This is a genomic window from Streptococcus porcinus, from assembly GCF_900475415.1.
GTDB lineage: Bacteria > Bacillota > Bacilli > Lactobacillales > Streptococcaceae > Streptococcus > Streptococcus porcinus.
In genome coordinates this window covers 119235-142582 of the sequence record NZ_LS483388.1, presented here as the reverse complement: position 1 = coordinate 142582, position 23348 = coordinate 119235, and the positions used below count along the sequence as shown (strand labels likewise).

Here is a 23348-nt window from a genome sequence, read left to right as displayed (position 1 = left end):
ATTATTCTTCCTCCATTTGACTTTCTTTCTTAATGACCACATACTTATTAGCTACTTTTAAGGGGTTAAAAGCTCTGCCTCCACCTTGATAGAACTTACCAAAAAATTCAACAAACATTAGTCTAGCACCATGAACATATCCTGATAATAAGGACAAGAAAATATTAATAGCATGTAAAAAAACAAAAATCACAATACCTATCGTAAATCGCCCTAAAGGAGGAAAAATGCTCACAATTAAATTAAAAGCTGATCCGATACTTGCTCCCGATAGCCCTAAAGCCATAAGACGCGTAAAACTTACCAAATCGCCAATATAGGAACTAATATTATAGAGTTGGTATAAACCCACTCCTAAACCTGCAAAATTTTTAGATTTTAGCACAGCAACAAGGACAATTCCTATAGCATTTACAATAGCTAACCATTTCCCAGTTGTGATTAAAAAGCCTAGCCAAGGTATCAGTAAGCCTATTGCCATTAAAAATAACCCTACTAATATCAAACACCAAGCAAAGCCTGAACTATAAGCTTGTGCATAATCCCTCATTTTTACTTGCTGTAAGCCATTCAAAAGCAAACCAACAATCACTGTCACAAAACCGAAGATGACTGATAAGATAAGAATGGACATCACATCTCTGGTTGTTGATAGCAGATGGACAGGCAAACCAAAACCAAAAAAAGAACCATAAATCAGTCCCCATAAGGCGACTGCAACACCAAGTGTCCTAAAAAATTTAAGAAATCGTCTCTTTTTAACATCTAGATTACCCAAATTTAGAGCAAGACTGGCCACTAAACCTAAGAGAAGACCATAACCTAGATCAGCTACCATCATCCCAAAAAACGTAAAATAAAAAGGAGCTAAAAGAGGAGTCGGATCCTTTTCATAATACTTAGGCAAAGCATACATTTCCGTTACTAACTCAAACGGCTCAATAATAGTGTGGTTACGAAGTTTAATCGGCACCTCATCCCACTCCGCTTGTTCAACATCAGTAGCTTGTATATAAACCGAGCAGCCAAATTGGTCTTGAGCCGCCATTTCTAGTCCCCTTACTTGGTCTGCTTCAATCCATGCTTCAATAGCAACTAAATAGCAACTCCTAGCTAGCAACTGCTTGGCACTTTGCCGTAAGTTTAAAGTACTACAATAGTCTAGCTGAATATAGAGTTCTTCCATCTGGTCTGCTGAATTAGATAATTCTAACACTAGCTGTTCTTTTTCAGCCTTATAGGCCTTAATGGCCTTTTCTTTTTCTAAGAGTAACTCAGCTGGTAACAACTGATAGGGATAATCAAGTGCTTTAAAATGGTAATCTTCCAGAGCGACTGTTTGTTGCTTATCCCAAAACAAAAGAACTCCATACTCTAACTCTGTCTGAAAGACTTTCTCCAATACAATATGAGGATTAGCCAGTAATTGGCGGTAAAAACTATCATCCGCTGTACTTGGAATGGTACCAATCTGACCAGCTAAAACGTTTAAATCAGCAAGATCTCGGGGTACAATTTTTAACTGCTCCCATTTTCTAAGATCTTTTAATTCCACATCAAGCCCTTCCAAAGCCTGGTTAATCGTTTTCAGTCTCTGTATTTTTTCCTGATAATAACAAAGAAGCTCCTTAACCTCTTTTTGTCGCTTTAAATCTTCTAAATCCTCAAACTGAATAGAGGGTTTTTGCTTTTTGAGAGTGGCCAATTTACTTTTAGGCGGGATAATACCTGTTAATGCTTTGATGACGTCTTTGATTTCTTCTTCTTGCCGTCTAAAATAGGCTAAAGTCTGATTGCCTTCTAAATTCCCTTCAGACTTATCAGCAAATTGCCATATTTTAGGACAAGTATCAGTCCTTTCTTGAAAAGCTTCCTGCCATTCATCTAACTGGCGAACATTCCGTACTTCAACGACTTGCCTTTGCTGTAAAAATTGTAAAAACTGATCTAGGATATCTTGCTCTAAGATAATAGACAGTTTCTTCATTTGACTAATAGCCATATTTTTCTACCACCCTGTCCACAATCTGATCAACCAAGTGCTCTTTTTGATCAGCCAAAAAAAGCTCAATAGCTCTTTCTTGTGCTTGTTGCCTTGCTAAAGTGGCTGCTTCTTCTTGAGCCAATTCCTTAGCCAGAGCCTCTTTTAAATCTTCTACTTGTTTTTGTGTCTCTAGGTCATAACTCAGCCTTAAGGCTTCCAACTTATCTTTAAACTGGATAGCATGTGCTAATTTTTTAGTTTCATAATCTTCATAAATGGCCTTAGCTTCCAGCTCAATAGAGGTCATCTTTGATATGATAGAATTTGTCACGTTCTTCTCCTCATCTATAGGCACTGACAACAGTCACCGCATGCCAACCAAACACCCTTGTTCTCATGTTTTTATAAATAGAAAAGAGAGGCTTATTTCCTGATGGCTAGTTTAGTAGCGAAACAAAAAGTCACTAACCATCTACCACCCAGAAATAGGCCTCCCCTAATGCTATGTTACTTGTCCCTAGTTTAGCTAGACCATTTCAAAGCTAATTCTGCTAGAGACATCATCAGAATGGCTTTATTTACCTTCTTGGTAGAACTCTTCCATATCTGCTTTTGGCACCATACTACCACCAGTCGCCCATGCAATATAGGTTGCATTTTGCATCTTGTCTTCCAAGTCATAAGCTTTCAGATAGGCACGGCCTTCTTCTGTTCCAAAGAGCATTGCTGGTCCAATAGTACCCGCTAGAGCTGCCGGTTCTAAGTGAATGTCTTCTAAATCAATCATTTTTGTCAAGAAGAGTTTTTGGTGCTCTTCAGAAATGGTAATTCCCCCATTAAAGTAATGATGCATCAATTCAGCTACAAAACCAGACGTTCTAGGAACAGCTAAACCATCCATATTTGTTTTCGCATCAATAGCAAAATCAGCCACAGAAACCTTAGAGTATTCTTTGGTTAATAGGCCAACCAACATGGACGGCATATGTGTTGGTTGAGCAAAGAAACAGTGAACGTGATCACCATATATCTGTTTCAAACCAAAGGCTGTACCGCCAGGACTGCCACCAATACCACATGGTGAGAAGACAAAGAGTGGATGGTCTTCATCGACGAGAATCTTTTTTTCTTCCAACTGTTTCTTCAATCGGCAAGGTCCAACAGTATAGCCTAAGAATAGATCCACCGAATGCTCGTCATCTACAAAGTAAGATTTGGGATCTGCATCGGACTCAGCACGGCCTTGATTAACTGCCTCAGTGAAATTTGTCTTATGTTCAATAACGACAACACCATGATCGCGCAAGTATTGTTTCTTCCACTCCTTAGCATCGTAGGACATGTGAATAACCACTTCAAAACCAAGTGAAACACCCATGATACCGACACTGATTCCCAAATTTCCAGTAGTGCCAACCATAATCTTGTACTGACTGAAGAACTCTTTGAATTCAGGACTGCCAAATTTCCGATAATCATCATCATAGCCACTTAACATCCCTGCTTCCAACGCTAATGTTTCAGCATGTTTTAGCACCTCATAAATAGCTCCGCGAGCCTTAATAGTCCCAGCTATTGGCAACGTATCATCACGTTTTAAATACATCTGTCCTGGAATTTTGATTTGGTATTGAGATTCTAAAAAGTGTTGAAACTCTGGGATTTCTGAGATGGCAGATTCAATAATACCATTATTAGCACGGGTGCACTCAAAATTATCGGCAAAGTATGGAGCAAAGCGTTTCAAACGGTCTTCTGCATCTTTGATATCGGCTTTTCCAAACTGCGACACCTTATTAGCGGCATCAACGCCTTGATAAGAATCGTTCATCCAAAAAAGTTCTTCATAGTTCATCACTTTTTCAAGTTCAGGTATTTCTTTTTTCCAAGTTTCTAGACTCATCACAAGCCTCCTTCATCTTTATTTTTCCAGCCGTCAGTCATTTTTCCAAGAAGTTTCTAGCTATCCCTTGCTTGTAGTTCTTGTTTAGTAATTAATTTATAGTTTTTGAATACGCTTCCACCAACATATCCCGCAAGCATACTCAAAGCAATACAGCCTAAAGCTGTGATTAACACTTTTACCATCGGGTTATAGGCGAACATGACAGCAAAACCAGCAATTGGCGTTGCTGTTCCCGGAGTATCATTGACCAGTTTCATCAAGGCAATTAAAATACCACAAGCAGCACCACCACAAAAATTAGTCACATAAATCGGAATAGGATTTGCCGAGGTCACATCAGCCTGTGTCAATGGTTCAATGGCAAAGGCAATATTGTCTTTTCTTTCACCCAATTTTAGGCGATAAAAAAGAACAGCATTCATAAAAGAAGAACCAAAAACGGACAAGGCTCCAATAGCCATCGGTATACCGGTCAAACCAAGCATAGCTGTCAAAGCCATTGATGATAGTGGAGCCGTTGCCACAACCACAATTGTACCTCCAAGAATAATTCCCATAATGATTGGATTACTATTGGCACTTGAGGTTAAGATATCACCTATTGATAAAAGCGTATCATTAATCACCGGGGTGATGAGCTTAGCAATGATGCGAGTTAATGGAGCTCCAATAATAATAATCGAAATAAGATCCAATCCACCAGGAATATTTTTTTCCATCCATTTAATCAAGAAGGAAACCAGATACCCAGCAATAAAGCCAGGGATAATTCCCGTACCAGACACTGCCAAGCCAATTAGAACAGCGTAGCCGGGAGAAACACCAATAGCAATCGCAACAAGAATAGCTGCCGCTACACCTGATAAGGAACCATTAGCTCCACCAACTTCGCTCAAAAACTTAAAGCCTAAAACTTTTCCAAAAAAAGAATCTTGAAAAGCCTCAACTAAAAATGACGCACATGCTGCCGAAGCCAATGCCCCCATCGCCTTGGCTCCGTAAGGAGCCTTATAGTTAAATAAGGTAAAAATTGCTAATACCAGAATAAGTAAACCAGTCCCAATAATTATATCCATCTCATTAATCCACCAATCTATACATTAAACAGCTTATGATTTCGTCAGTCTAGCTAGTGCTTCAACCTCAATTAAAGCTCCTTTAGGTAAAGCAACAACTTGATAAGCAGTCCTGATAGGATAAGGTTCCTCAAATAATTCTTCCATCACATGGTTTAAGGTATTAAAATACGTCAAATCTGACAAATAGATAGTAAGTTTAAAAACGTGGCTCAAATCCAGGCCTTGTTCCTCTAAAATTCCCTTAATGTTGGCAAAAGATTGTCGGCACTGAGCTTCAAACCCAGTAGCTAAGTCGCCAGTCTCAGGAATCACTGGTAATTGACCTGAAGTGTAGAGCGTGTTACCTTCTACCGTGTAGATAGAGTAAGGCCCAATAGAATCGGGATAGTTTTTCATAGATAATCCTCCTTTTGTTTCAATAATTTAACTATAAATGAAATCGCATTCATTGTCAATAATAAATTATTATTTTAATAATATTTTATTATACATTTTTTTGCCTCATAGGTCGTTTTTTGCAGAATGTTCATTTTTTTAAATTGTTTTTTACTTTAAAATGTATTACTATAATAATAAAAATCAGGAAAAGGGTACCTTATATGGACAAGGAGAGACTGAACTATTGGAAAACAGTCATTAAGTTTTTACATGGAGTTCTTGGGGAAAATTATGAAATCGTTCTTCATGTGATTGATGAAAATGATATCTACATTGGCGAAATTGTAAACAGTCACATTAGCGGACGGACAACCAATTCACCCCTAACAGCATTTGCACTAGACTTGATTAATAATAAGGTCTATCAAAAACAAGATTTTGTCACCAATTACAAAGCTATTGTGAGCCCACAAAACAAAGAAGTCCGAGGATCGACTTTATTTATCAAAAACGCCAGTGGTCAACTAGAAGGCATGCTCTGTATCAATATGGATATATCCGTCTACAAAAACTTAGCCGAGAATGTCTTAAGTTTGGCCAACCTCCTCCCACATCAGTGTCAGTCACCAACACTAGCGTCAATTAATTATCAACCAGATGAAGCGGTAGAAGTCTTATCAAATAACATTCAAGATATCATTAGCGAGATCATCGACCCTTCTTTATTAAAACAAGGGATTAACCTTAGCCAAGAAGTCAAAATAGACATTGTTTACAAGCTCCACGAAAAAGGAGTCTTTCAGCTCAAGGGAGCCGTTTCAAAGGTTGCTGAAGTCTTAAATATCTCAGAACCAAGTGTCTACCGCTACCTTAAAAAGATTGATGCCGATTAAAATGGTCCATCACTTTCACACTCCAACCTTTCTGTCATTAGCCGAGCGTCCCAAGTCCTTGGGGCTTTTTTAAAAGACTTTATCACTGAAGAAAGACTATCATAAAAAAGATTTTTTAACCTCCTGACTTCTAAAATAAAAACAGCCGACAGGTTAGACAAAAATCTAACTTGTCGGCTACGATGCACATCATCCGTTCTTCTCTTTTCTAGAGTCCACAAATAAGGTTGGACCTTTTGTTTTAAAAAGCCTCGACTTCTCTCAAATTTGCTTAAATAACACTTTTAGGCCAGTTCATTAGCTTACAAATCAGCTCCTGCTAATAGAAAAAGTCTAGCCTTGATATTTAGCAATTACCTGCTCACTAGTCTTCCCCTTTGCTAACCAGTCAACCAATTTGTCCAATTGGCGAAGCTTTTGCATCTGATCATCCGTAATCGTTTCGATTTGGATACCACAAATCTTACCCGTAATGTTTTGCCGGTAAGGGTTATATGAAGGTGCTTGATTTAAAAAGTCACCATAGGTCACATTTGATTTTTTAAGCTCAGCTATTTCTTCATTAGAGTAGCCCATCAGCCAAGTAATCATCCTATCCACATCTTGACCATGCCCTCCCTTACGCTCGACTTTAGCCACCAAAGCCTGATAAACAGACTGAAAGGCCATCTGAAAAATACTATGGGACATCTTTGCCACCTTCTCTCTTTTTTCCTATTCTAACATAAGCTGTTTCCAAAACAAAAAGAATCTTCTTGCAGAAGATTCTTTTTAGTTTCATCCTTTTATCATTAAATAGTTGCCCAAACACTCTCTAAAATATTAGTTTGTTCACGGCCTGGTCCAACTGAGAAGGTTGAAATACGCACACCAACTAATTCGCCCACGCGACGCACATAGTTACGGGCATTTTCTGGAAGTTCTTCCAGACTGCGAACGCCTGTGATATCCTCTTCCCAGCCTGGAAGTTCTTCATAAATAGGTTTACAACGTTTTAATTGCTCCAAACTTGCAGGGTAATAATCAATCCGCTGACCATCAAGATCATAGGCCACACAGATTTTAACGGTATCAAGACCTGAAAGAACATCAATAGAGTTCAAAGATAGATTAGTAATTCCTGACACGCGACGGCTATGACGCATCACAACTGAGTCAAACCAACCGACGCGACGCGGACGCCCTGTAGTTGTTCCATATTCATGACCAACTTCACGGATGCGGTCACCAACTTCATCAAAGAGCTCAGTCGGGAAAGGACCATCACCCACACGACTCGTGTAAGCTTTACATACACCAACAACCTTGTTAATCTTACTTGGTCCGACACCAGAACCAATAGTCACACCACCAGCAACTGGGTTAGATGAGGTCACAAATGGGTAAGTTCCTTGATCAATATCAAGCATAACCCCTTGGGCACCTTCAAAAAGAACACGTTTGCCAGCGTCAAGAGCATCATTTAAGATAACAGACGTGTCTGTCACATATTTTTTAATCTCTTGACCATAAGCATAATACTCTTCAAAAATAGCATCAAAGTCAAGTGGTGTACTGTCATACATTTTTTCAAAGAGACGGTTTTTCTCAGCTAGGTTAATTCTAAGGCGTTCAGCAAAGATATCTTTGTCCAAAAGATCAGCAATCCGAATCCCAACACGCGCAGCCTTGTCCATATACGCTGGACCAATACCCTTGATTGTAGTGCCGATTTTGTTATCACCTTTGGCATCTTCTTGCAACTGATCCAACTTGATATGGTATGGCAGAATCACGTGCGCACGATCTGAAATCCGAAGATTATCAGTGGTTACACCTTCTTCATGCAAGTAAGCTAACTCTTTAACCAATGATTTTGGATTAACTACAACACCATTACCAATAACAGAAATCTTTTCTGGGAAGAAAATCCCTGAAGGAATCAAATGCAACTTGAATTTCTTACCATCAATCACAATGGTATGACCCGCATTATCTCCACCTTGATAACGCGCAATCACTTCTGCATCAGAAGATAAAAAATCTGTAATCTTCCCCTTACCTTCATCACCCCACTGGGTACCAACAACTACTACTGATGTCATATGTTTTCGATATCGGCATGCCAAACACGCAGAGGCCTTCACCTTTCTTGAGCAATATGGCAGGAATCTCACCTGCAAGTTTGTCTTACAATCTATTATAGCAAAAAATGAAAAAAATTGCTAACTCTGACAAAATAATTAAGAAAATTATATCTCTTTTCCTTTTTTAATTTTGATAAATCGGTAAAAGCCGAACAATATAGACTATTTTTAGCAACCTTTAAGTAAGTTACCCCTAGCTGACGCCGCAAAACTCATTAAAAACTTTAAGAAAGACATCTTTTAGGGTAGAATAGACATAAGATCTCCCTCACTAATAGGATATGAAATGGAACAGTTATAAGATGAAAACACTCTTTGAAAGATTAGTCGCCCTCATACCTCGCATGCCAGTCTGGCTCTGGTTTCTCACCTTCGGTATTGTTCTTGCTACCATCGCAGAAACACTACCAGAAGCCTTTTTACTCCCCAGTGCCCTCGTAGTTGGACTCAGCTTTCGCTATATCCGCAAAACACAAAAACGGCTGGCTGGCCAAGCCTTAGCCAAAAGAATCCAAAACCTCAAGGATACCGTACACTTAGCCGACAAACAAAATCAATTGCTCAACCGCTACTTGCTTGAAAATGATATTCAAAACTTTCAACAAGTCGCTCAACAACTATTACCCAAAATTCAATTTATCAAAGAAGAATCTTACCACTTAAAAGATAATATCCCAAAATCAGTTTATCAACGGATTAACCAAAAAGCCGATGAGGTCAAAGTAGATACCCTTCTCCAACTCGAACAAGTACAAATTGACCAGAAACTTAGCTCTAGCATCCTAACAGAAAAGGTCATCTCAGAAAAAGCACCAGAACTCAAAGATATTTATCAAAATGTCCAAAAAGATAACCAAACCATCTTAGAAAAAATTGCCAAAGCTGATAATAAAGCTGAATTAGAAGCCCTACAAGAAAGTAGCATGCAACATTTTTATGACATTTTAAATGGCTACCTGAAAATCAAAGCTTCACCCAAGGATTATTTTAAGGCCGAAGAAAGACTAGCCTCAGCCCACCAAGCCCTAAAACAGTTTGACCTAGATCTAGATGAAACCTTACGAAAATTAAATGAAAGTGAGCTAAAAGATTTTGATATCAGCTTGCGCATGATGCAAAAACAAAACGAATTGAGAACAAAAGAATAAGGAGCCCCTGATGTCTGAATTTAACTTTGATATTGATGCCATTGCCGACAAGGCCATGACTAAAAATGATAAAACCACTGAAATATTAAGTGACAGCTCTACCCAAGCCGGCAAAACTATTTCCTTCTTTGAAAAGCTAAGCCCTGAGCAACAAACTGCCATACTAGCCAAAACCCCAGCTTTGGTGGATTCTTTTATGGACAACCAAAATACTCTACTTGACTTTGGCCAAACAGCCGTCGAAGAAGTTAACAGTACCGTCAATCACATCTTGCAGGAACAAAAAAAATTACAAATCCCACAGGTTGATGACCTGCTCAAAAACACCAACCAAGAGCTCAATGGCTTTGTTAAAAAATATAAAGAAGTCGGCCCAGCAGATTTGGAAAAGAAACCAAACATGCTACAAAAGCTCTTTAAACAAAGCAAAAACACCCTACAAGATTTCTACTTTGACGCCAAAAATATCGAACAAAAAATGGACGGCATGGCTGCCGCAGTCGTCAAACAAGAAGACACCCTAGCTCGCAATATCGTCTCAGCCGAGTTGTTGATAGAGGATAATACCAAGTCCATCGAAAATCTGGTCGGAGTTATCTCCTTTGTCGAAGCTAGCCAAAAAGAAGCTACCAAGCGCGCTCAGGCTCTGCAGGCAGAATTAGCAAGTCTCGACGCAGCAACGCCTGACTACCAACACACAAGCGACCGACTAGCCAGAACAACCGAAGTCATCAACACCTTAGAACAGCAGCATACCGAGTATGTCAGCCGTCTCTATGTGGCCTGGGCCACTACACCGCAGATGCGAAACCTAGTAAAAGTCTCCTCTGACATGCGCCAAAAATTGGGCATGCTCCGCCGAAACACCATTCCAACCATGAAGTTATCTATAGCCCAACTAGGGATTCTCCAACAGTCTGTCAAGTCAGGGGCCACCGCTGATGCCATCGTTAATGCTAACAACGCTGCCCTTCAGACGCTGGCCGAAACCAGTAAAGAAGCCATTCCGGCCCTAGAAAGGTCTGCTCAGAACCCTACACTCTCTATCCAGTCAGTAACAGCCTTAGCCGAAAGTTTAGTCCAACAAAACAAGGGCATCATTGAAGCCATTGATGCTGGTCGCCAAAAACGGGCTCAACTAGAAGCAACAATTATCACGTCCGCTGAAACCATCAATGACTCTGCTAAACTAAGAGATGAAGGCATCATTAATGCCCTTCTCAACCAAGGACGTGCCAGTCAAGAGCAAGTGGAAAAATAAGCCCGTTAAAATCTCGTCATATCAGCCAAAACCAAAGTCTTTACCAAGCTTTGGTTTTTTGCTATTTAGGTGTCAAAAAATTGTATTTCAGGCCCTAAAATTGTAAACTGGAACAAGAAGAAACCAAGAGAAAGTAGAGATAGGATGCTCAATCAGCTGTTACAACAATTACCCCATAATACTAATATTTTAGAAGCAACTTTTGGCCTAGAAAGAGAGGGCTTACGCATCACTGAATCAGGCCAGATTGCCCCAACTGACCACCCATCTTGTTTAGGGTCACGTAGCTTCCACCCTTACATTCAAACTGACTTCAGTGAGGAACAACTAGAACTAATCACACCCATCTCCCACTCTACTAGCCAAGCCAGACGCCGACTAGGGGCTATCTGGGACGTGACCCATGCTTCACTTGCCCCAAAAGAACTGATTTGGCCCCTATCCATGCCACCTTACCTGCAAGATAAGGATATCCAAGTCGCCAAGCTAGAAAACAAAGAAGAGGTTGCCTACCGCAATCACCTGGTAGAAACCTATGGCAAAAAACTGCAGTCCATCTCAGGACTCCATTACAATTTTGGCATAGGGCAAAATTTACTCGAAAGCCTCTTTCAGCATAGTGGCAGTGACAATTTGGTCACCTTTAAAAACCAAGTTTACATGAAATTAGCCCGTCAATTTCTCAACTACCAGTGGTTTGTGACCTACTTGTTTGGTGCATCACCACTTGCCGAAAAAGACTTCTACGCGACGATGCCACAAGGCTTAGCCCGTGCTCTCAGAGCCAGCAAGGCCTATGGCTACAGCAATGCTGACTCGTTGCAAATCTCCTTCTCCTCTCTTGAATCCTACATCAAGGATATCCAAGCTAGCATTGCCCGAGGGGACTTATCCTTGGAAAAAGAGTTCTATTCGGCTGTCCGCCTACGGGGCAGTAGCCATAGCCAGGACTACCTGAAAAAGGGAATCAGCTATCTGGAATTCCGGAGTTTTGACATTGACCCCTTTGACCCACTAGGTATTAGCCAGGAAACCCTGGACAGCTTCCACCTCTTTATCCTCAGTCTCCTGTGGCTTGATGACCTAGAAGACTGCGATCAAGACCTACAAACGGCCAAAGAGCTCAATGAAGTCGTTGCCCTAGCTGGTCCTCTCACTCCGCTGTCGCCTCAGGCTAATCCACAACCACTCCTAGAAGCTATGCAAAAACTAGTCCAGCACTTCAACTTAGATGCCTACTATCAAGGACTGATTGATCAGATAACACTAGCTCTAAAGGAACCTAGACAAACCATCTGCGGTCGTCTTTCTAGTCACATCGCTGACGCTTCTCTGGCAGCCTTTGGCTTAAAACAAGCAACCACCTATCATCACAAAGCAAAACTGGCTCCCTACGCACTTAAGGGCTATGAAAGCATGGAGCTATCGACGCAAATGCTCATGTTTGATGCTATCCAAAAGGGGATTCATCTTGAAATCTTGGACGAATCTGACCAGTTCTTAAAGCTCTGGCATCAGGACCACATCGAACTGGTCAAAAATGGCAATATGACTTCTAAGGATAACTATGTGGTGCCACTGGCCATGGCTAATAAAACCGTGACCAAGAAAATCTTAGACCAAGCGGGCTTTCCTACCCCACAAGGGCAAGAATTTGCGACTAAAGAGCAGGCCTTGCGCTATTACCCAGTGATTGCGGACCAAGCCATCGTGGTCAAACCCAAGTCGACCAATTTTGGCCTAGGCATCTCAATCTTTCAAAAACCAGCTAGCCAGACCGACTATGCAAAAGCCCTTGACATAGCCTTCTCAGAAGATAGCGACGTTTTGGTTGAGGCCTTCATCACAGGTACGGAATACCGCTTCTTCACTCTAAATGGCACGTGTCAGGCGGTGCTTCTGCGCCTTCCAGCTAATATCGTGGGAGACGGTCAACACACCATCAAAGAACTGGTAGCCATCAAAAATCAAGACCCATTACGAGGTAGTGATCACCGCTCACCTTTAGAGAAAATCCAGCTAGGCCCCATTGAAAAACTGATGCTGGACCAACAAGGCTATCAAGAAGACTCTATTTTAAAAAAAGGTGTCAGAGTTGAACTGCGGCGTAACTCTAATATCTCAACCGGTGGCGACTCTGTTGACCTGACAGAAGAGATGGACCAATCCTATAAGGACTTAGCCGCCCAAATGGCAGACGCCATAGGTGCCTGGGTCTGCGGTGTAGACCTGATTATCCCAGATATTAAGGAAAAAGCAGATATCAGCCAGCCCAATGTCCACTGCATCGAACTCAACTTCAACCCTTCCATGTATATGCACACCTACCCTTACCAAGGGCCAGGCCAAGCCCTGACACCTAAAATCCTACAAGAGCTCTTTCCAGAAGTAGCAATCTTAACTTAGATCCCCCTTTCCCTTACCCATTAAATGGGTGAGGGATTTTTACTACTAAAAAACCCCCTTATCAGTGATAAGGGAGTTGGTGTCTTAATGAATCGAAAATAAGTTTTTTGTCTTATGTCTTTTTACCGAGTAGGGGTTAGTTTTTTTTGCGTTTGGCAGCGTAAGTGTAAGCACCTGCACCAATGATAAGGGATAAGCCAGTTGCCACAAGAAGTGGGTTCACAGCTTTTTCACCTGTTGATGGTAAGTGCTCAGCATTGTGGTTTGCTGATGAGTTAGCTTGACCAGCTTGAGCTGCACCACCTATGTGTGGTTCAACTTTATTTGGCATGTCTTTAAGTTTTTCTGCCAATTCTTTCTTAGCTTGGTCTAATTCTTTTTGAAGTTTCGCTTTTTCTTCTTCACTTAATTGTGCGTTCTTCTCAGCTTCTTCCTTGGCTTTCGCCACTTGCTCTTCTAAGCGCTTGATAATGTCATCTTTTTCAGCAAGAAGGGCATTAAGGGCATCAACTTCTTTCTTGTGCTCTTCTTTAAGCTTGTCGATTTCAGCTTGAAGGGCTTCTTTTTCAGCTTTAACAGTCTCAAGTTCTTTAGCAAGAGCTTCTTCTTTTTCTTGAAGTTCTGCTACTTCAGCTTTAGCCTCTTCAAGCTCTTGTTCTAACTTCATAATTTTTTCTTCAAGTTCAGGAACTTTTTCAGCTTCTGCTTTAGCAGCATCGCGTTCTTCAGTTAATGTACCTACTTTGTCAGTAAGCTCTTTATTAGCTTTCTCAGCTTCCGCTAATTTAGCTTCAGTTTCTTTTAGTTTCAGTTGAGCAGTTTCATAGAATTCTTCAGCCATTTTTAGCTTCTCGCTAAGTTCTTTATTACGGCTTTCCTCTTCAAATAACTTACCATCTGTTTCTTCTAAAAGTTTGTCATACTCTTCTCGAGCACTGTTAAATTCTTGAGTTGCTTCTTCTAGTTTAGCTTCAAATTCTTTAACCTTAGCTTCAGATTCAGCTTTTGTTTTTTCTAACTGTTCTTTTAATTCAGTATTTTCTTTATCTTGATCAAGAATTTGTTTGTTTAAGTTTTCAGTAGCTTCCTCGTGAGCTTCTTCATGGTTTTTTAGTTCTTCTTTAAGTGATTCAAGTTCTTTATTTTTATTTTCTAATTCATATAATTTTTCTTCTAATGTTTTGTCGCTCTTTTCTCTCTCAGTTAAGAGATCTTTTTCCCTATCTCTTAAGACTTCGAGTTCAACTTTTTTAGAGTCAATTTCTTTCTTCATTTCATCATTTGCATCAAGTCGTTTTTCAATCTCTTGAATCAAGACTGATTCTAAACTAAGCCCACCATTATGATATAAATCACTATCGTTATCATTATTTAAATTACCCAGTAAAAGAGAGAGATTAGTTAATATACTACCTCTATAAAACAGATGTGTATTATCTAAACCTTTAAGTAGGGCATGAAGAGTGTCAGTACTAGCTTCGCTCAGCACTTTCCTCAAGTCTTTTAATGCTTTTTCTTTATTACGGAGGTTTGCCTCAGCCGTAACCTCTACGAGCTTTCTGTAGTCTTCACTATTTGTATCTAAAATATTCCTATGATCGGCCTTTACCGATGTTACGGTTCCTAGCGCACCTCCAAAGCTGGAAAAGGCTGTTCCCGCTAATACCGCTGCTGTTACGGCTTTGCGTAAAGCATGTTTGCGGCGTTTCATATTGTTTTTCATTTTCTTTCTCCTTATATATGAAAATTCTCATTTTTTTGTTAGTTTGACAAGTCTGTCAAGGCTGTCAGAACAGTTTTTTTGGGCACACTTGGTCAACTACGTTCTTAGTATATATCACGTCAGATTAATATTAAAGTCCATGTTTTTAATGAAAATTTAAATTTATGAATGATAAATTAATTAACTTGGTTTATAATAGTATTGTAGGCTGGTTTATCTTCCGGCCATTTTTAATTAGAAACGATATCAAAAAAATGGCTTTAATTCCCGTATCACCTGCTTTTAGAGAAGATAAGCTAGAACCATAATGTCAAGGAGAAATGATGATAACCACTAAAGAATTATTTTCTAATCAACAACTACGTAGTTTTAATCTACTCAAACTTCTCAACCAAGAGGAACACTGTTGCGACTATAAGGACATCTGTCATCATCTAGACTGTTCTTTTCTAACCCTGCAAACAGAGATTGCTCATCTGTCGACTTTTTCTGAAATCAAATCTCTTCCTTATAAAGGACCCTATTTAACACTTGATTATCAAAAAGAGTCGGGACCGCAAAAACTTTACCAGTCGATCCTATTAGAGACACCCTCTTTGCGTCTGATTGAGGCCATCTTTTTTGAAGAGTTCGACTCACTCGACGAACTGGCTGAAAGTCTCTTTATTAGCCTCTCTACCCTCAAACGCTTAATTAAGCGGACCAACCATTTCCTGCAACTGGTGTATGGTTGCCACATTGACTTTAAAAGCATTACCATGATAGGAAAAGAAGAGGACATTAGACTTCTTTACCTGAAATATTTTTCTGAAGCCTATGATTGTGGTCAATGGCCCTTCGTGAACCGGGTTAATGAAAGAGCTGTCATGCGCCTGATTGATTTGATTGCTCAACAGCTTGATGCCCCTATTAGCCATTTTTTCTTTCATCACCTGAAAGTCGTCGCTGGGGTTAATATTATCCGTTTTGCTAAAGGCTACCGCATCAACCACACTTACACTAGAAGCACGCGCCTCTTTCAAAAACTCAAAGAAGATCCCAACTTGCAGGAGCTGGCCCAGCTCTTTTGGCAAGATTTTGCCCAACCACTAGATGCTTTAGCCCTATCAGAAATCTTCTCGACCTATTTCCATCAGGAAATCATTGTCAATACTCAGGACGATGTCCCTCAGACGCCTGCCCTAGTGCCAGAAGAGATAAACATCATCTCTTATAAGGAATGGCTAGAGACCCTAGAAAGCATCCAAAAACGCCTCTCACTGCCAATTTCCAACTCCAAAGAGATAGCCAAGATTTTGCATAATGCAACCATCTTAAAAGAACATGACGCTTACCAAAGCTATCTCGTCTACGACTATAAAGAACCTTACATTGACTATTTCCAAAAATCCTACCCTCTGCTATTAGAAGCCTTGAAAAAAGCGCTGCTAGCCCCTTTCACTAAGCGAGGCATTGCCTGCCCAGAGAAACAGCAACAACAGCTCTTGTATTCTTTACTGGTTAACTGGGATAACCTCTTTTTACACCTCAGTCAGGCCATTAGCCAACAAAAAGTCCTCGTCATTGAAAAAGGAACCCGAAACACTGGTCAGTTCTTAAAAGCCTTCACCGGTCAATATTTCGACATCACTATTCACGACCATTACGAGATTGACATGCGAGCTATCCGCAAAAAGTACGACCTCGTCCTAACTGATATTAGCTTAGAAAAAAGTGAAGGCATTGACATCTACTTTTTCAGCCAACTGGTACCCAGTGTCGCCCTCGAAGAGCTTAACCACTACCTCAAAGAAAAAGTTGAAAAACATTTCATGACCTGCTTAGCAGAAACAGAAGAACTTTAATAGCTTAGATTTTCCATATTATCATGAGCCTATCTCATCTTCATTGGTATCAAGGTTAATCCCTTCTTAAAAATTAAGATGCCTTCAAGGGTCAGAAAAAAAGGTCTTTATGCTATAATAGTAGTCATGGATAAATTGATTAAATCACTCTCACAATCTGGCTCTTTTAGAGCCTTTGTGCTTGATAGTACAAAAACCGTTAAAAGTGCACAAGAAAAACATGGCACCCTATCATCATCGACAGTGGCGCTTGGTCGCACCTTGATTGCCAACCAAATCTTAGCTGCTAACCAAAAAGGAGATAGTAAAGTTACCGTCAAAGTGATTGGTGACTCTTCTTTTGGTCATATCATTTCCATTGCTGACACTAAAGGTCACGTCAAGGGCTACATTCAAAACACTGGCGTTGACATTAAAAAAACAGCTACTGGTGAAGTTCTAGTTGGCCCTTTTATGGGCAATGGCCACTTTGTCTCGATTGTCGATTATGGAACAGGTAATCCCTACACCTCAACTACACCCTTGATTTCTGGCGAAATCGGTGAAGATTTCGCCTATTTCTTAACCGAGTCGGAGCAAACACCTTCTGCTGTTGGTTTGAACGTTCTCCTTGATGAGGAAGATAAGGTTAAGGTTGCTGGCGGCTTCATGTTGCAGGTTTTACCTGGGGCTAGCCAAGAGGAAATCGCACGTTACGAAAAGAGGCTCCAAGAAATGCCTGCCATCTCAAGTCTTCTGACCTCAGAAGACCATATCCAAGCCCTCTTAGATGCTCTCTATGGCGATGAGCCTTATAAGCGACTCTCTGAAGAATCTTTAAGCTTCCAGTGTGATTGCTCGAGACAACGTTTTGAGTCGGCCCTCAGAACTTTACCTGATAGTGATCTAAAAGATATGATTGATCAGGATCATGGTGCCGAAATCGTCTGCCAGTTCTGTCAAACAATCTACCAGTTTAACGAGCAAGATTTGAAAGGGATTATCAATGACAAAGCTTAATTCATCTTTTATGATTGGGACTGTTGAAATCCCACACCGTACTGTTTTAGCCCCTATGGCTGGCGTCACCAACTCTGCCTTTAGGACAATCGCCAAAGAATTTGGTGCTGGTCTAGTGGTTATGGAGATGATTTCCGAAAAAGGGCTCCTTTACAACAACGAAAAAACCCTGCACATGCTCCACATTGATGAGACAGAGCATCCCATGTCTATCCAACTCTTTGGGGGCGATGCTGAAGGTTTAAAACGGGCTGCCGATTTCATCCAAACCAACACTAAGGCTGATATTGTTGACATCAACATGGGTTGCCCGGTCAATAAGGTTGTCAAAAACGAAGCCGGTGCCAAATGGTTGCGTGACCCTGATAAGATCTATCATATCGTCTCCGAAGTTACCTCAGTTCTCGATATTCCACTGACTGTTAAGATGCGTACCGGCTGGGCAGACAGCTCATTAGCTGTTGAGAATGCTCTAGCTGCCGAGTCAGCAGGCGTCGCTGCGCTTGCTATGCACGGTCGTACGCGTGAGCAGATGTACACTGGAAGCTGTGACCACGATACCCTCGCACGTGTCTCTAAAGCACTGACCAAGATTCCTTTTATCGGCAATGGCGATGTGCGTAGTGTCCAAGATGCTAAGTTTATGATTGAGGAAATCGGCGTCGATGCTGTGATGATTGGACGCGCAGCCATGAACAACCCTTACTTGTTTACTCAAATCAACCACTTTTTTGAGACGGGTGAAGAGTTACCTGATCTTCCATTTGCCAAAAAACTGGACATTGCTGAGGACCACTTGACCCGCTTGATTAATCTCAAGGGGGAAACCATTGCTGTCCGGGAATTTCGCGGTTTAGCTCCCCATTATTTACGTGGGACTGCTGGAGCTGCTAAAGTCCGCGGAGCTGTATCACGCGCCGATACTTTGGCTCAAGTCCAAGAGATTTTTGCCCAAGTTCGCTAAGACCATTGAAGGAGAATCATGTTGATTGTACTAGCCGGAACTATTGGAGCAGGGAAGAGCTCTCTTGCTGCTGCTCTTGGAGACTATTTGGGGACTGATGTTTTTTATGAAGCTGTTGACAACAACCCCGTTCTTGATCTCTACTATCAAGACCCCCAAAAATATGCCTTTTTACTCCAAATTTTCTTTTTAAACAAACGTTTCAAATCCATTAAAGAAGCCTATAAAGCTGATAATAATGTTCTAGACCGTTCCATTTTTGAAGACGAGCTCTTTCTCAAACTCAATTATAAAAATGGTAACGTCACCAAAGCAGAACTTGACATCTACCAAGAACTGCTGGCTAACATGCTAGAAGAATTAGAAGGCATGCCTAAAAAACGGCCTGATTTATTGATTTATATTGACGTTTCTTTTGAGAAAATGTTAGAACGCATTGCCAAACGGGGACGCTCTTTTGAGCAAGTTGATGACAACCCTGGACTAGAAGAATACTACTACCAAGTCCACGAAGAATACCCGACCTGGTATGAAGAATACGACGTCTCACCGAAAATGAGAATTGACGGAGATGCTCTAGACTTCGTCCAGAACCCAGAAGACTTAACCACAGTCCTCCAAATGATCGATGAAAAACTTAAAACATTAGATTTATTATAGAAGAAAAAACGACTCACAAATGTGAGTCGTTTTTATGAGTTATGAAGCAATCACTTTAAACTGCTCCTTGTTCTGATCCAAATAAATGCTATCCCAGGATCAGTCCATCATCTTTAAGGCCTTGTCCCACATTTTGTTGAAAGAGAGTCATCAGCTCTTCAACAGTCAGCTTTCTTTTGTCATCCCCCTTAAGATCAACGACGATTTGGCCTTGATGAAGCATGACCAAACGGTTACCATATTGGATAGCATGTTCCATATTGTGGGTAATCATGAGGGTAGTCAGCCCATGATTTTTGACAATTTTGTCGGTTAAGGTCATCACCATATCACTGGTTTTGGGGTCTAGGGCGGCAGTGTGTTCATCTAGCAACAAGACCTTTGGTTTTTCAAGAGAAGCCATTAAAAGCGTTAAAGCTTGTCTTTGTCCACCTGATAGGAACTGGGTATCTACTCTGAGACGCTTTTCTAAATGTAGTCCTAATTCTTGCAGGGCTTGTTGATAAGCTTCGCGGTCGCTTTCTTTCACGCCCCAGCTAAGACCACGTTTTTTTCCACGACGATGGGCGATGGCCATGTTCTCTTCAATAGTTAAGCGTGAAGCTGTCCCCATCTTAGGATCTTGGAACACACGGCTGATAAACTGTGCCCGTTTGGCAGTCGATAAGTGACTGATGGACTGACCTTCTAACAAGATGTCGCCATGATCAAGCTTTAGTGTCCCAGCCAAGCTGTTCATAAGGGTTGATTTCCCAGCTCCATTACCTCCGATGATTGAGATGAAGTCTCCTTCTTGCACATCAAGGCTGAGTCCGCGCAAGACGTGGTTTTCATTGACCGTACCAGCTTCAAAAATCTTATGAATCCTTTGTAATGATAATAATGTTGACATAATAACTCCTAATTCAGTTTTGGTTGACGAATCTTCAATCTCTGTTGTAATTCTGGAATAAAAAGGACAGTCGCTAACAGTATGGCCGAAAAGAGCTTAACCAAATCAGCATCCATACCCGGAATAGACAAGATAGCAAGAATAATCAGACGATAGAGAATAGCCCCTAAGACAAGGGACGCCAAACGCCAGCCGATAGTCAGATGCCTAATGACCACCTCAGCTATGATGATTGAAGCAAGGCCAATAACAATGGTTCCGACCCCAGAATTCAAGTCGGCATAACCATTATTTTGACACAATAAAGCCCCGCAAAGTGCGATCAAGCCATTAGAAATCATATAGCCTAGAATCTTCATCTTGTCGGTATTTATCCCATTTGCTTCACTCATGGGGATATTATCCCCGGTTGATCGCAGCGCTAGACCGACCTGAGTTTTCAAGAGCAGAGTCAAGAGCAAGATAAGAATAAAAACAGCGATAACTCCTATAATCATGGCCGAAGCTGTCTTTGTAAATCCCAAGTCGTAGAGTTCTGAAACTAGGGTTTTTTGTCCCAAGAGAGCTACATTCGCCTTGCCAAGGATTTTTAAGTTGATAGAATACAAGGCTGTCAAAGTAATAATCCCTGTCAAGAGGGCTGGTATTTTCAATTTGGTATGGATAAGACCTGAAACCAAACCCGCTAATAGTCCACCAGCAAAAGCTAGGAGTGTTGCTAAGAGCGGGTCTAAGCCTGAAACAATACCTGTCGCACAGATAGCCGCTCCGAGCGGATATGAGCCCTCAGTAGTTAAATCAGCAATATCTAAAATGCGAAAAGTAATGTAGACGCCAATAGCCAGCACCGACCATAAGAGTCCCTGTGATAAACTTGATAGAATGAGTGCCATTTTTTCTCCTTTTTTTCTTACTTCAGTGATAGGTGGGAAAGATCTACCCCTAGTTTTTGAGCCTGCTGTCTATTAACATGCAAATTTACCTTTTTTGGCAATTCAACTGGGATCGTCGCCGGATTCTGCCCTTTTAAAATAGTCACTGCCTGTCTTGCAACTTGTCTGCCTAACTGACTATAATTGGTCCCATAGGTTAAGAGTCCGCCAGCATCAACCATATCTGTCGAGCCGCCAATGACTGGTACCTGATGCTCAACAGACAACTGACCAATCATCGTCATCGTTGAAGCCACCGTATTATCTGTCGGAACAAAGAGAGCATCAGCTGTATGCATCAAACTGTTAGTTGCATCTTGCACTTCATTGCTTGATGAGATGCCTTTTTTGCTGACTCTGTAACCTGCTTTTTTAAGCTCTTTTTCTGCTTCCTTAACCTGTACTTCTGAATTTCTCTCACTGCTGGTATAGAGAATTCCTACTTCTCTGGCTTTTGGCAAAACTTCTTTTAAAAGTGCTACCTGTTTAGCAATAGGGGCCTGGTCGCTTGTTCCTGTTATCAAGCCACCAGGTTTTTTTAGACTTTTAACCAAATCTGCCGACAAGGGATCAGTCACTGCTGTAAAGACAATTGGTATATCAGTTGAGGCTGTGGCTAAAGCTTGAGCTGCTGGTGTCGCAATAGCTAACACCAAATCACTTTTTTTAAGCAACTGTTCTGAAATGGTTTGTAAATTAGCCTGGTCTCCCTGAGCATTTTGATAGACTATTTTTAAGTTTTCACCTTGGGTATAGCCTTCTTTTTTAAGCTCTGCTTCAAAGCCTTTACGAGCTGCTGTGAGAGAATCATGTTCCATATATTGTAAGATTCCAACTGTTACAGTTTGCTGTGATACTGGGCTTTTTCCCTCGGTCGATCGACAAGCAACCAAAAGGAGACTGACTAAGGTTAGCACTACTAATTTGCTGAATCTGTTCATTATCACACCATCCTTCTAGCTCAGGGCTGCTTTTAATGTTGAGGGGTCTATACCAAGTGCTTTAGCCATAGCCTCATTAATTTTGACTTGAGCTTTTTGAGGTTTTTGAACAGGGAGCTCAGAAACTTTTTTACCTTTTAGAATTTTAAGAGCCTGTTCTCCCGCAGCATGGCCGATAGCTTGATAATCAACACCTGATGTTAATAAAACAGCATCTAGGTAAGCTGCATCACTACCAATAGCTGGCACTTTGGCTTCTTTCAAGACTTCCCCGATAGTTGTTGCTGTTGAAGCTACTGTATTATCTGTTGGCAAATAAACAGCATCAACTTGATTGGCTAAACTGGTCATGACTTGCTGAACATCATTACTGGTGGTTACCGTTTTGATAACTACCTTGAGTCCTTTCTTAAGCAAGGCTTTTTTGGCTGCCTTAGCTTGAATTTGAGAATTGACTTCACTAGAGTTATAGAAAATACCGACTTTCTTAGCTTTTGGGATAGCCTTGGTTAACACGTCAATTTGTTGACTGACATCACCCGCATCAAGAGTCCCCGTAACGGTCCCGCCAGGTTTTTCTAAAGATTTGACCAAACCTGCTGATATAGGATCTGTAACTGCCGTAAAAATCGTCGGTGTTTCCTGATCAGCATTAACCATGGCCTGAGCTGCTGGAGTTGCTATGGCAAAATTAAGATCATTTTTACCTGCTAATTGCTCTACCATTGTTTGTAGATTAGCTTGCTCTCCTTGAGCATTTTTCTGTGTTAAATCAAGATTTTGTCCTTCTTTATAGCCTGCTTCATTCAAAGCCTTGATAAAGCCTTTTTGGGCAGCATCTAAAGCTGGATGTTCAGCATATTGGATAATACCAACTTTAACATGGTTTTTGCTAGTCACTGCCTCTTGACGGCAAGCCGTCAAACCGAGTAAAGCTAATGTAAGCATTGTAAATCGAAATATTGTTTTCATGTGACTCCTCTTTTCTTGGGTATAAAAATAAGACCATTTAGAAATATCTAAATGGTCTTATACAACTAAAGAGGTATAAGAAGATACACTGTGATAAGGTGCCCACTTAGATATTTTTATCTATGTGGACAAACAACTCAAATAGCCTTTAGCCCCATAGATACAAACTGACGTTTTGCATTGTTTGTATCCATAGGTAATATGTCTACAAACACTATCTAAAGAAGCTAAAGTAATAAC

Annotated in this window: 20 protein-coding genes; 8 read left to right on the top strand and 12 right to left on the bottom strand. The window is 40.8% G+C overall.

Going from position 1 to position 23348, the window contains the following annotated elements; all coding sequences use genetic code 11:
• Position 1: 1 nt before the first annotated feature.
• From DQM45_RS00875 to DQM45_RS00855, 5 genes are all read right to left on the bottom strand, one after another.
• Positions 2–2002, bottom strand: a complete 2001-nt coding sequence (locus DQM45_RS00875) for a V-type ATP synthase subunit I (RefSeq protein WP_003082583.1) — start codon at positions 2000–2002, stop codon at positions 2–4.
• Positions 1992–2315, bottom strand: coding sequence for a hypothetical protein (locus DQM45_RS00870; protein ID WP_003084579.1), 324 nt, complete (start codon positions 2313–2315; stop codon positions 1992–1994). The genes DQM45_RS00875 and DQM45_RS00870 overlap by 11 nt, the downstream gene beginning before the upstream one ends.
• Positions 2316–2558: 243 nt before the next feature.
• Positions 2559–3887 (bottom strand): D-serine ammonia-lyase, encoded by a 1329-nt coding sequence (locus DQM45_RS00865; protein ID WP_003083839.1) that lies wholly within the window; start codon positions 3885–3887, stop codon positions 2559–2561.
• A 56-nt stretch (positions 3888–3943) separates the two neighbouring features.
• Positions 3944–4966, bottom strand: coding sequence for a PTS fructose transporter subunit IIC (locus tag DQM45_RS00860; RefSeq protein ID WP_003085988.1), 1023 nt, complete (start codon positions 4964–4966; stop codon positions 3944–3946).
• Between the two features lie 33 nt (positions 4967–4999).
• Positions 5000–5365, bottom strand: coding sequence for a RidA family protein (locus DQM45_RS00855; RefSeq protein WP_003083683.1), 366 nt, complete (start codon positions 5363–5365; stop codon positions 5000–5002).
• Between the two features lie 203 nt (positions 5366–5568).
• On the opposite strand from DQM45_RS00855, the gene DQM45_RS00850 reads away from it, so the two are divergent.
• Positions 5569–6240, top strand: coding sequence for a helix-turn-helix transcriptional regulator (locus DQM45_RS00850; RefSeq protein ID WP_003083556.1), 672 nt, complete (start codon positions 5569–5571; stop codon positions 6238–6240).
• 333 nt (positions 6241–6573) lie between these two features.
• Here DQM45_RS00850 and DQM45_RS00845 read toward each other — a convergent pair whose 3' ends face one another.
• Positions 6574–6930: a DUF2200 family protein gene (locus DQM45_RS00845; protein ID WP_003085901.1), complete on the bottom strand. Its 357-nt coding sequence runs from the start codon at positions 6928–6930 to the stop codon at positions 6574–6576.
• A gap of 101 nt (positions 6931–7031) precedes the next feature.
• The gene (locus DQM45_RS00840) at positions 7032–8324 is read right to left on the bottom strand and encodes an adenylosuccinate synthase (protein WP_003083421.1); all 1293 of its coding nucleotides are present in this window, start codon (positions 8322–8324) and stop codon (positions 7032–7034) included.
• A gap of 344 nt (positions 8325–8668) precedes the next feature.
• Between DQM45_RS00840 and DQM45_RS00835 the strand changes: the two genes are divergently transcribed.
• The 3 genes from DQM45_RS00835 to gshAB all read left to right on the top strand — a co-directional run bounded on the left by DQM45_RS00835 (position 8669) and on the right by gshAB (position 13181).
• Positions 8669–9514, top strand: coding sequence for a hypothetical protein (locus tag DQM45_RS00835; RefSeq protein WP_003085123.1), 846 nt, complete (start codon positions 8669–8671; stop codon positions 9512–9514).
• A 10-nt stretch (positions 9515–9524) separates the two neighbouring features.
• The gene (locus DQM45_RS00830) at positions 9525–10775 is read left to right on the top strand and encodes a toxic anion resistance protein (RefSeq protein WP_003083151.1); all 1251 of its coding nucleotides are present in this window, start codon (positions 9525–9527) and stop codon (positions 10773–10775) included.
• A 144-nt stretch (positions 10776–10919) separates the two neighbouring features.
• Positions 10920–13181: a bifunctional glutamate--cysteine ligase GshA/glutathione synthetase GshB gene (gene gshAB / locus DQM45_RS00825; protein ID WP_003084653.1), complete on the top strand. Its 2262-nt coding sequence runs from the start codon at positions 10920–10922 to the stop codon at positions 13179–13181.
• 136 nt (positions 13182–13317) lie between these two features.
• Here the strand turns inward: gshAB and DQM45_RS00820 are convergent, their stop codons facing one another.
• Positions 13318–14904: an LPXTG cell wall anchor domain-containing protein gene (locus DQM45_RS00820; protein ID WP_003082736.1), complete on the bottom strand. Its 1587-nt coding sequence runs from the start codon at positions 14902–14904 to the stop codon at positions 13318–13320.
• A gap of 323 nt (positions 14905–15227) precedes the next feature.
• Between DQM45_RS00820 and DQM45_RS00815 the strand changes: the two genes are divergently transcribed.
• From DQM45_RS00815 to DQM45_RS00800, 4 genes are all read left to right on the top strand, one after another.
• Positions 15228–16748 (top strand): M protein trans-acting positive regulator PRD domain-containing protein, encoded by a 1521-nt coding sequence (locus DQM45_RS00815; RefSeq protein WP_003082913.1) that lies wholly within the window; start codon positions 15228–15230, stop codon positions 16746–16748.
• A 126-nt stretch (positions 16749–16874) separates the two neighbouring features.
• Positions 16875–17747: an Hsp33 family molecular chaperone HslO gene (gene hslO / locus DQM45_RS00810; RefSeq protein ID WP_039984748.1), complete on the top strand. Its 873-nt coding sequence runs from the start codon at positions 16875–16877 to the stop codon at positions 17745–17747.
• The gene (dusB, locus tag DQM45_RS00805; protein ID WP_039984745.1) at positions 17734–18711 is read left to right on the top strand and encodes a tRNA dihydrouridine synthase DusB; all 978 of its coding nucleotides are present in this window, start codon (positions 17734–17736) and stop codon (positions 18709–18711) included. Before hslO ends, dusB begins: the two co-directional genes overlap by 14 nt.
• Before the next feature lie 18 nt (positions 18712–18729).
• Positions 18730–19371: a deoxynucleoside kinase gene (locus tag DQM45_RS00800; RefSeq protein ID WP_003085179.1), complete on the top strand. Its 642-nt coding sequence runs from the start codon at positions 18730–18732 to the stop codon at positions 19369–19371.
• A gap of 88 nt (positions 19372–19459) precedes the next feature.
• Here the strand turns inward: DQM45_RS00800 and DQM45_RS00795 are convergent, their stop codons facing one another.
• The 4 genes from DQM45_RS00795 to DQM45_RS00780 are packed head-to-tail and all read right to left on the bottom strand — an operon-like array spanning position 19460 to position 23108.
• The gene (locus DQM45_RS00795; RefSeq protein WP_003083252.1) at positions 19460–20263 is read right to left on the bottom strand and encodes an ABC transporter ATP-binding protein; all 804 of its coding nucleotides are present in this window, start codon (positions 20261–20263) and stop codon (positions 19460–19462) included.
• An 8-nt stretch (positions 20264–20271) separates the two neighbouring features.
• Positions 20272–21156, bottom strand: coding sequence for an ABC transporter permease (locus DQM45_RS00790; protein WP_003083454.1), 885 nt, complete (start codon positions 21154–21156; stop codon positions 20272–20274).
• A 17-nt stretch (positions 21157–21173) separates the two neighbouring features.
• Entirely contained in the window at positions 21174–22136 is a 963-nt protein-coding gene (locus DQM45_RS00785; RefSeq protein ID WP_003085535.1) for an ABC transporter substrate-binding protein, read from the bottom strand.
• 15 nt (positions 22137–22151) lie between these two features.
• Complete coding sequence (locus tag DQM45_RS00780; RefSeq protein WP_003084013.1) at positions 22152–23108, bottom strand: ABC transporter substrate-binding protein; 957 nt, start codon at positions 23106–23108, stop codon at positions 22152–22154.
• Positions 23109–23348: the final 240 nt, after the last annotated feature.

What these genes read in the sequence shown, in the direction of transcription:
- DQM45_RS00875 (WP_003082583.1), bottom strand. Translation starts at nt 2,002, where the DNA reads ATGGCTATTAGTCAAATGAAGAAACTGTCTATTATCTTAGAGCAAGAT.
- DQM45_RS00865 (WP_003083839.1), bottom strand. Translation starts at nt 3,887, where the DNA reads ATGAGTCTAGAAACTTGGAAAAAAGAAATACCTGAACTTGAAAAAGTG.
- DQM45_RS00860 (WP_003085988.1), bottom strand. Translation starts at nt 4,966, where the DNA reads ATGGATATAATTATTGGGACTGGTTTACTTATTCTGGTATTAGCAATT.
- DQM45_RS00855 (WP_003083683.1), bottom strand. Translation starts at nt 5,365, where the DNA reads ATGAAAAACTATCCCGATTCTATTGGGCCTTACTCTATCTACACGGTA.
- DQM45_RS00850 (WP_003083556.1), top strand. Translation starts at nt 5,569, where the DNA reads ATGGACAAGGAGAGACTGAACTATTGGAAAACAGTCATTAAGTTTTTA.
- DQM45_RS00845 (WP_003085901.1), bottom strand. Translation starts at nt 6,930, where the DNA reads ATGTCCCATAGTATTTTTCAGATGGCCTTTCAGTCTGTTTATCAGGCT.
- DQM45_RS00840 (WP_003083421.1), bottom strand. Translation starts at nt 8,324, where the DNA reads ATGACATCAGTAGTAGTTGTTGGTACCCAGTGGGGTGATGAAGGTAAG.
- DQM45_RS00835 (WP_003085123.1), top strand. Translation starts at nt 8,669, where the DNA reads ATGAAAACACTCTTTGAAAGATTAGTCGCCCTCATACCTCGCATGCCA.
- DQM45_RS00830 (WP_003083151.1), top strand. Translation starts at nt 9,525, where the DNA reads ATGTCTGAATTTAACTTTGATATTGATGCCATTGCCGACAAGGCCATG.
- gshAB (WP_003084653.1), top strand. Translation starts at nt 10,920, where the DNA reads ATGCTCAATCAGCTGTTACAACAATTACCCCATAATACTAATATTTTA.
- DQM45_RS00820 (WP_003082736.1), bottom strand. Translation starts at nt 14,904, where the DNA reads ATGAAAAACAATATGAAACGCCGCAAACATGCTTTACGCAAAGCCGTA.
- DQM45_RS00815 (WP_003082913.1), top strand. Translation starts at nt 15,228, where the DNA reads ATGATAACCACTAAAGAATTATTTTCTAATCAACAACTACGTAGTTTT.
- hslO (WP_039984748.1), top strand. Translation starts at nt 16,875, where the DNA reads ATGGATAAATTGATTAAATCACTCTCACAATCTGGCTCTTTTAGAGCC.
- dusB (WP_039984745.1), top strand. Translation starts at nt 17,734, where the DNA reads ATGACAAAGCTTAATTCATCTTTTATGATTGGGACTGTTGAAATCCCA.
- DQM45_RS00800 (WP_003085179.1), top strand. Translation starts at nt 18,730, where the DNA reads ATGTTGATTGTACTAGCCGGAACTATTGGAGCAGGGAAGAGCTCTCTT.
- DQM45_RS00795 (WP_003083252.1), bottom strand. Translation starts at nt 20,263, where the DNA reads ATGTCAACATTATTATCATTACAAAGGATTCATAAGATTTTTGAAGCT.
- DQM45_RS00790 (WP_003083454.1), bottom strand. Translation starts at nt 21,156, where the DNA reads ATGGCACTCATTCTATCAAGTTTATCACAGGGACTCTTATGGTCGGTG.
- DQM45_RS00785 (WP_003085535.1), bottom strand. Translation starts at nt 22,136, where the DNA reads ATGAACAGATTCAGCAAATTAGTAGTGCTAACCTTAGTCAGTCTCCTT.
- DQM45_RS00780 (WP_003084013.1), bottom strand. Translation starts at nt 23,108, where the DNA reads ATGAAAACAATATTTCGATTTACAATGCTTACATTAGCTTTACTCGGT.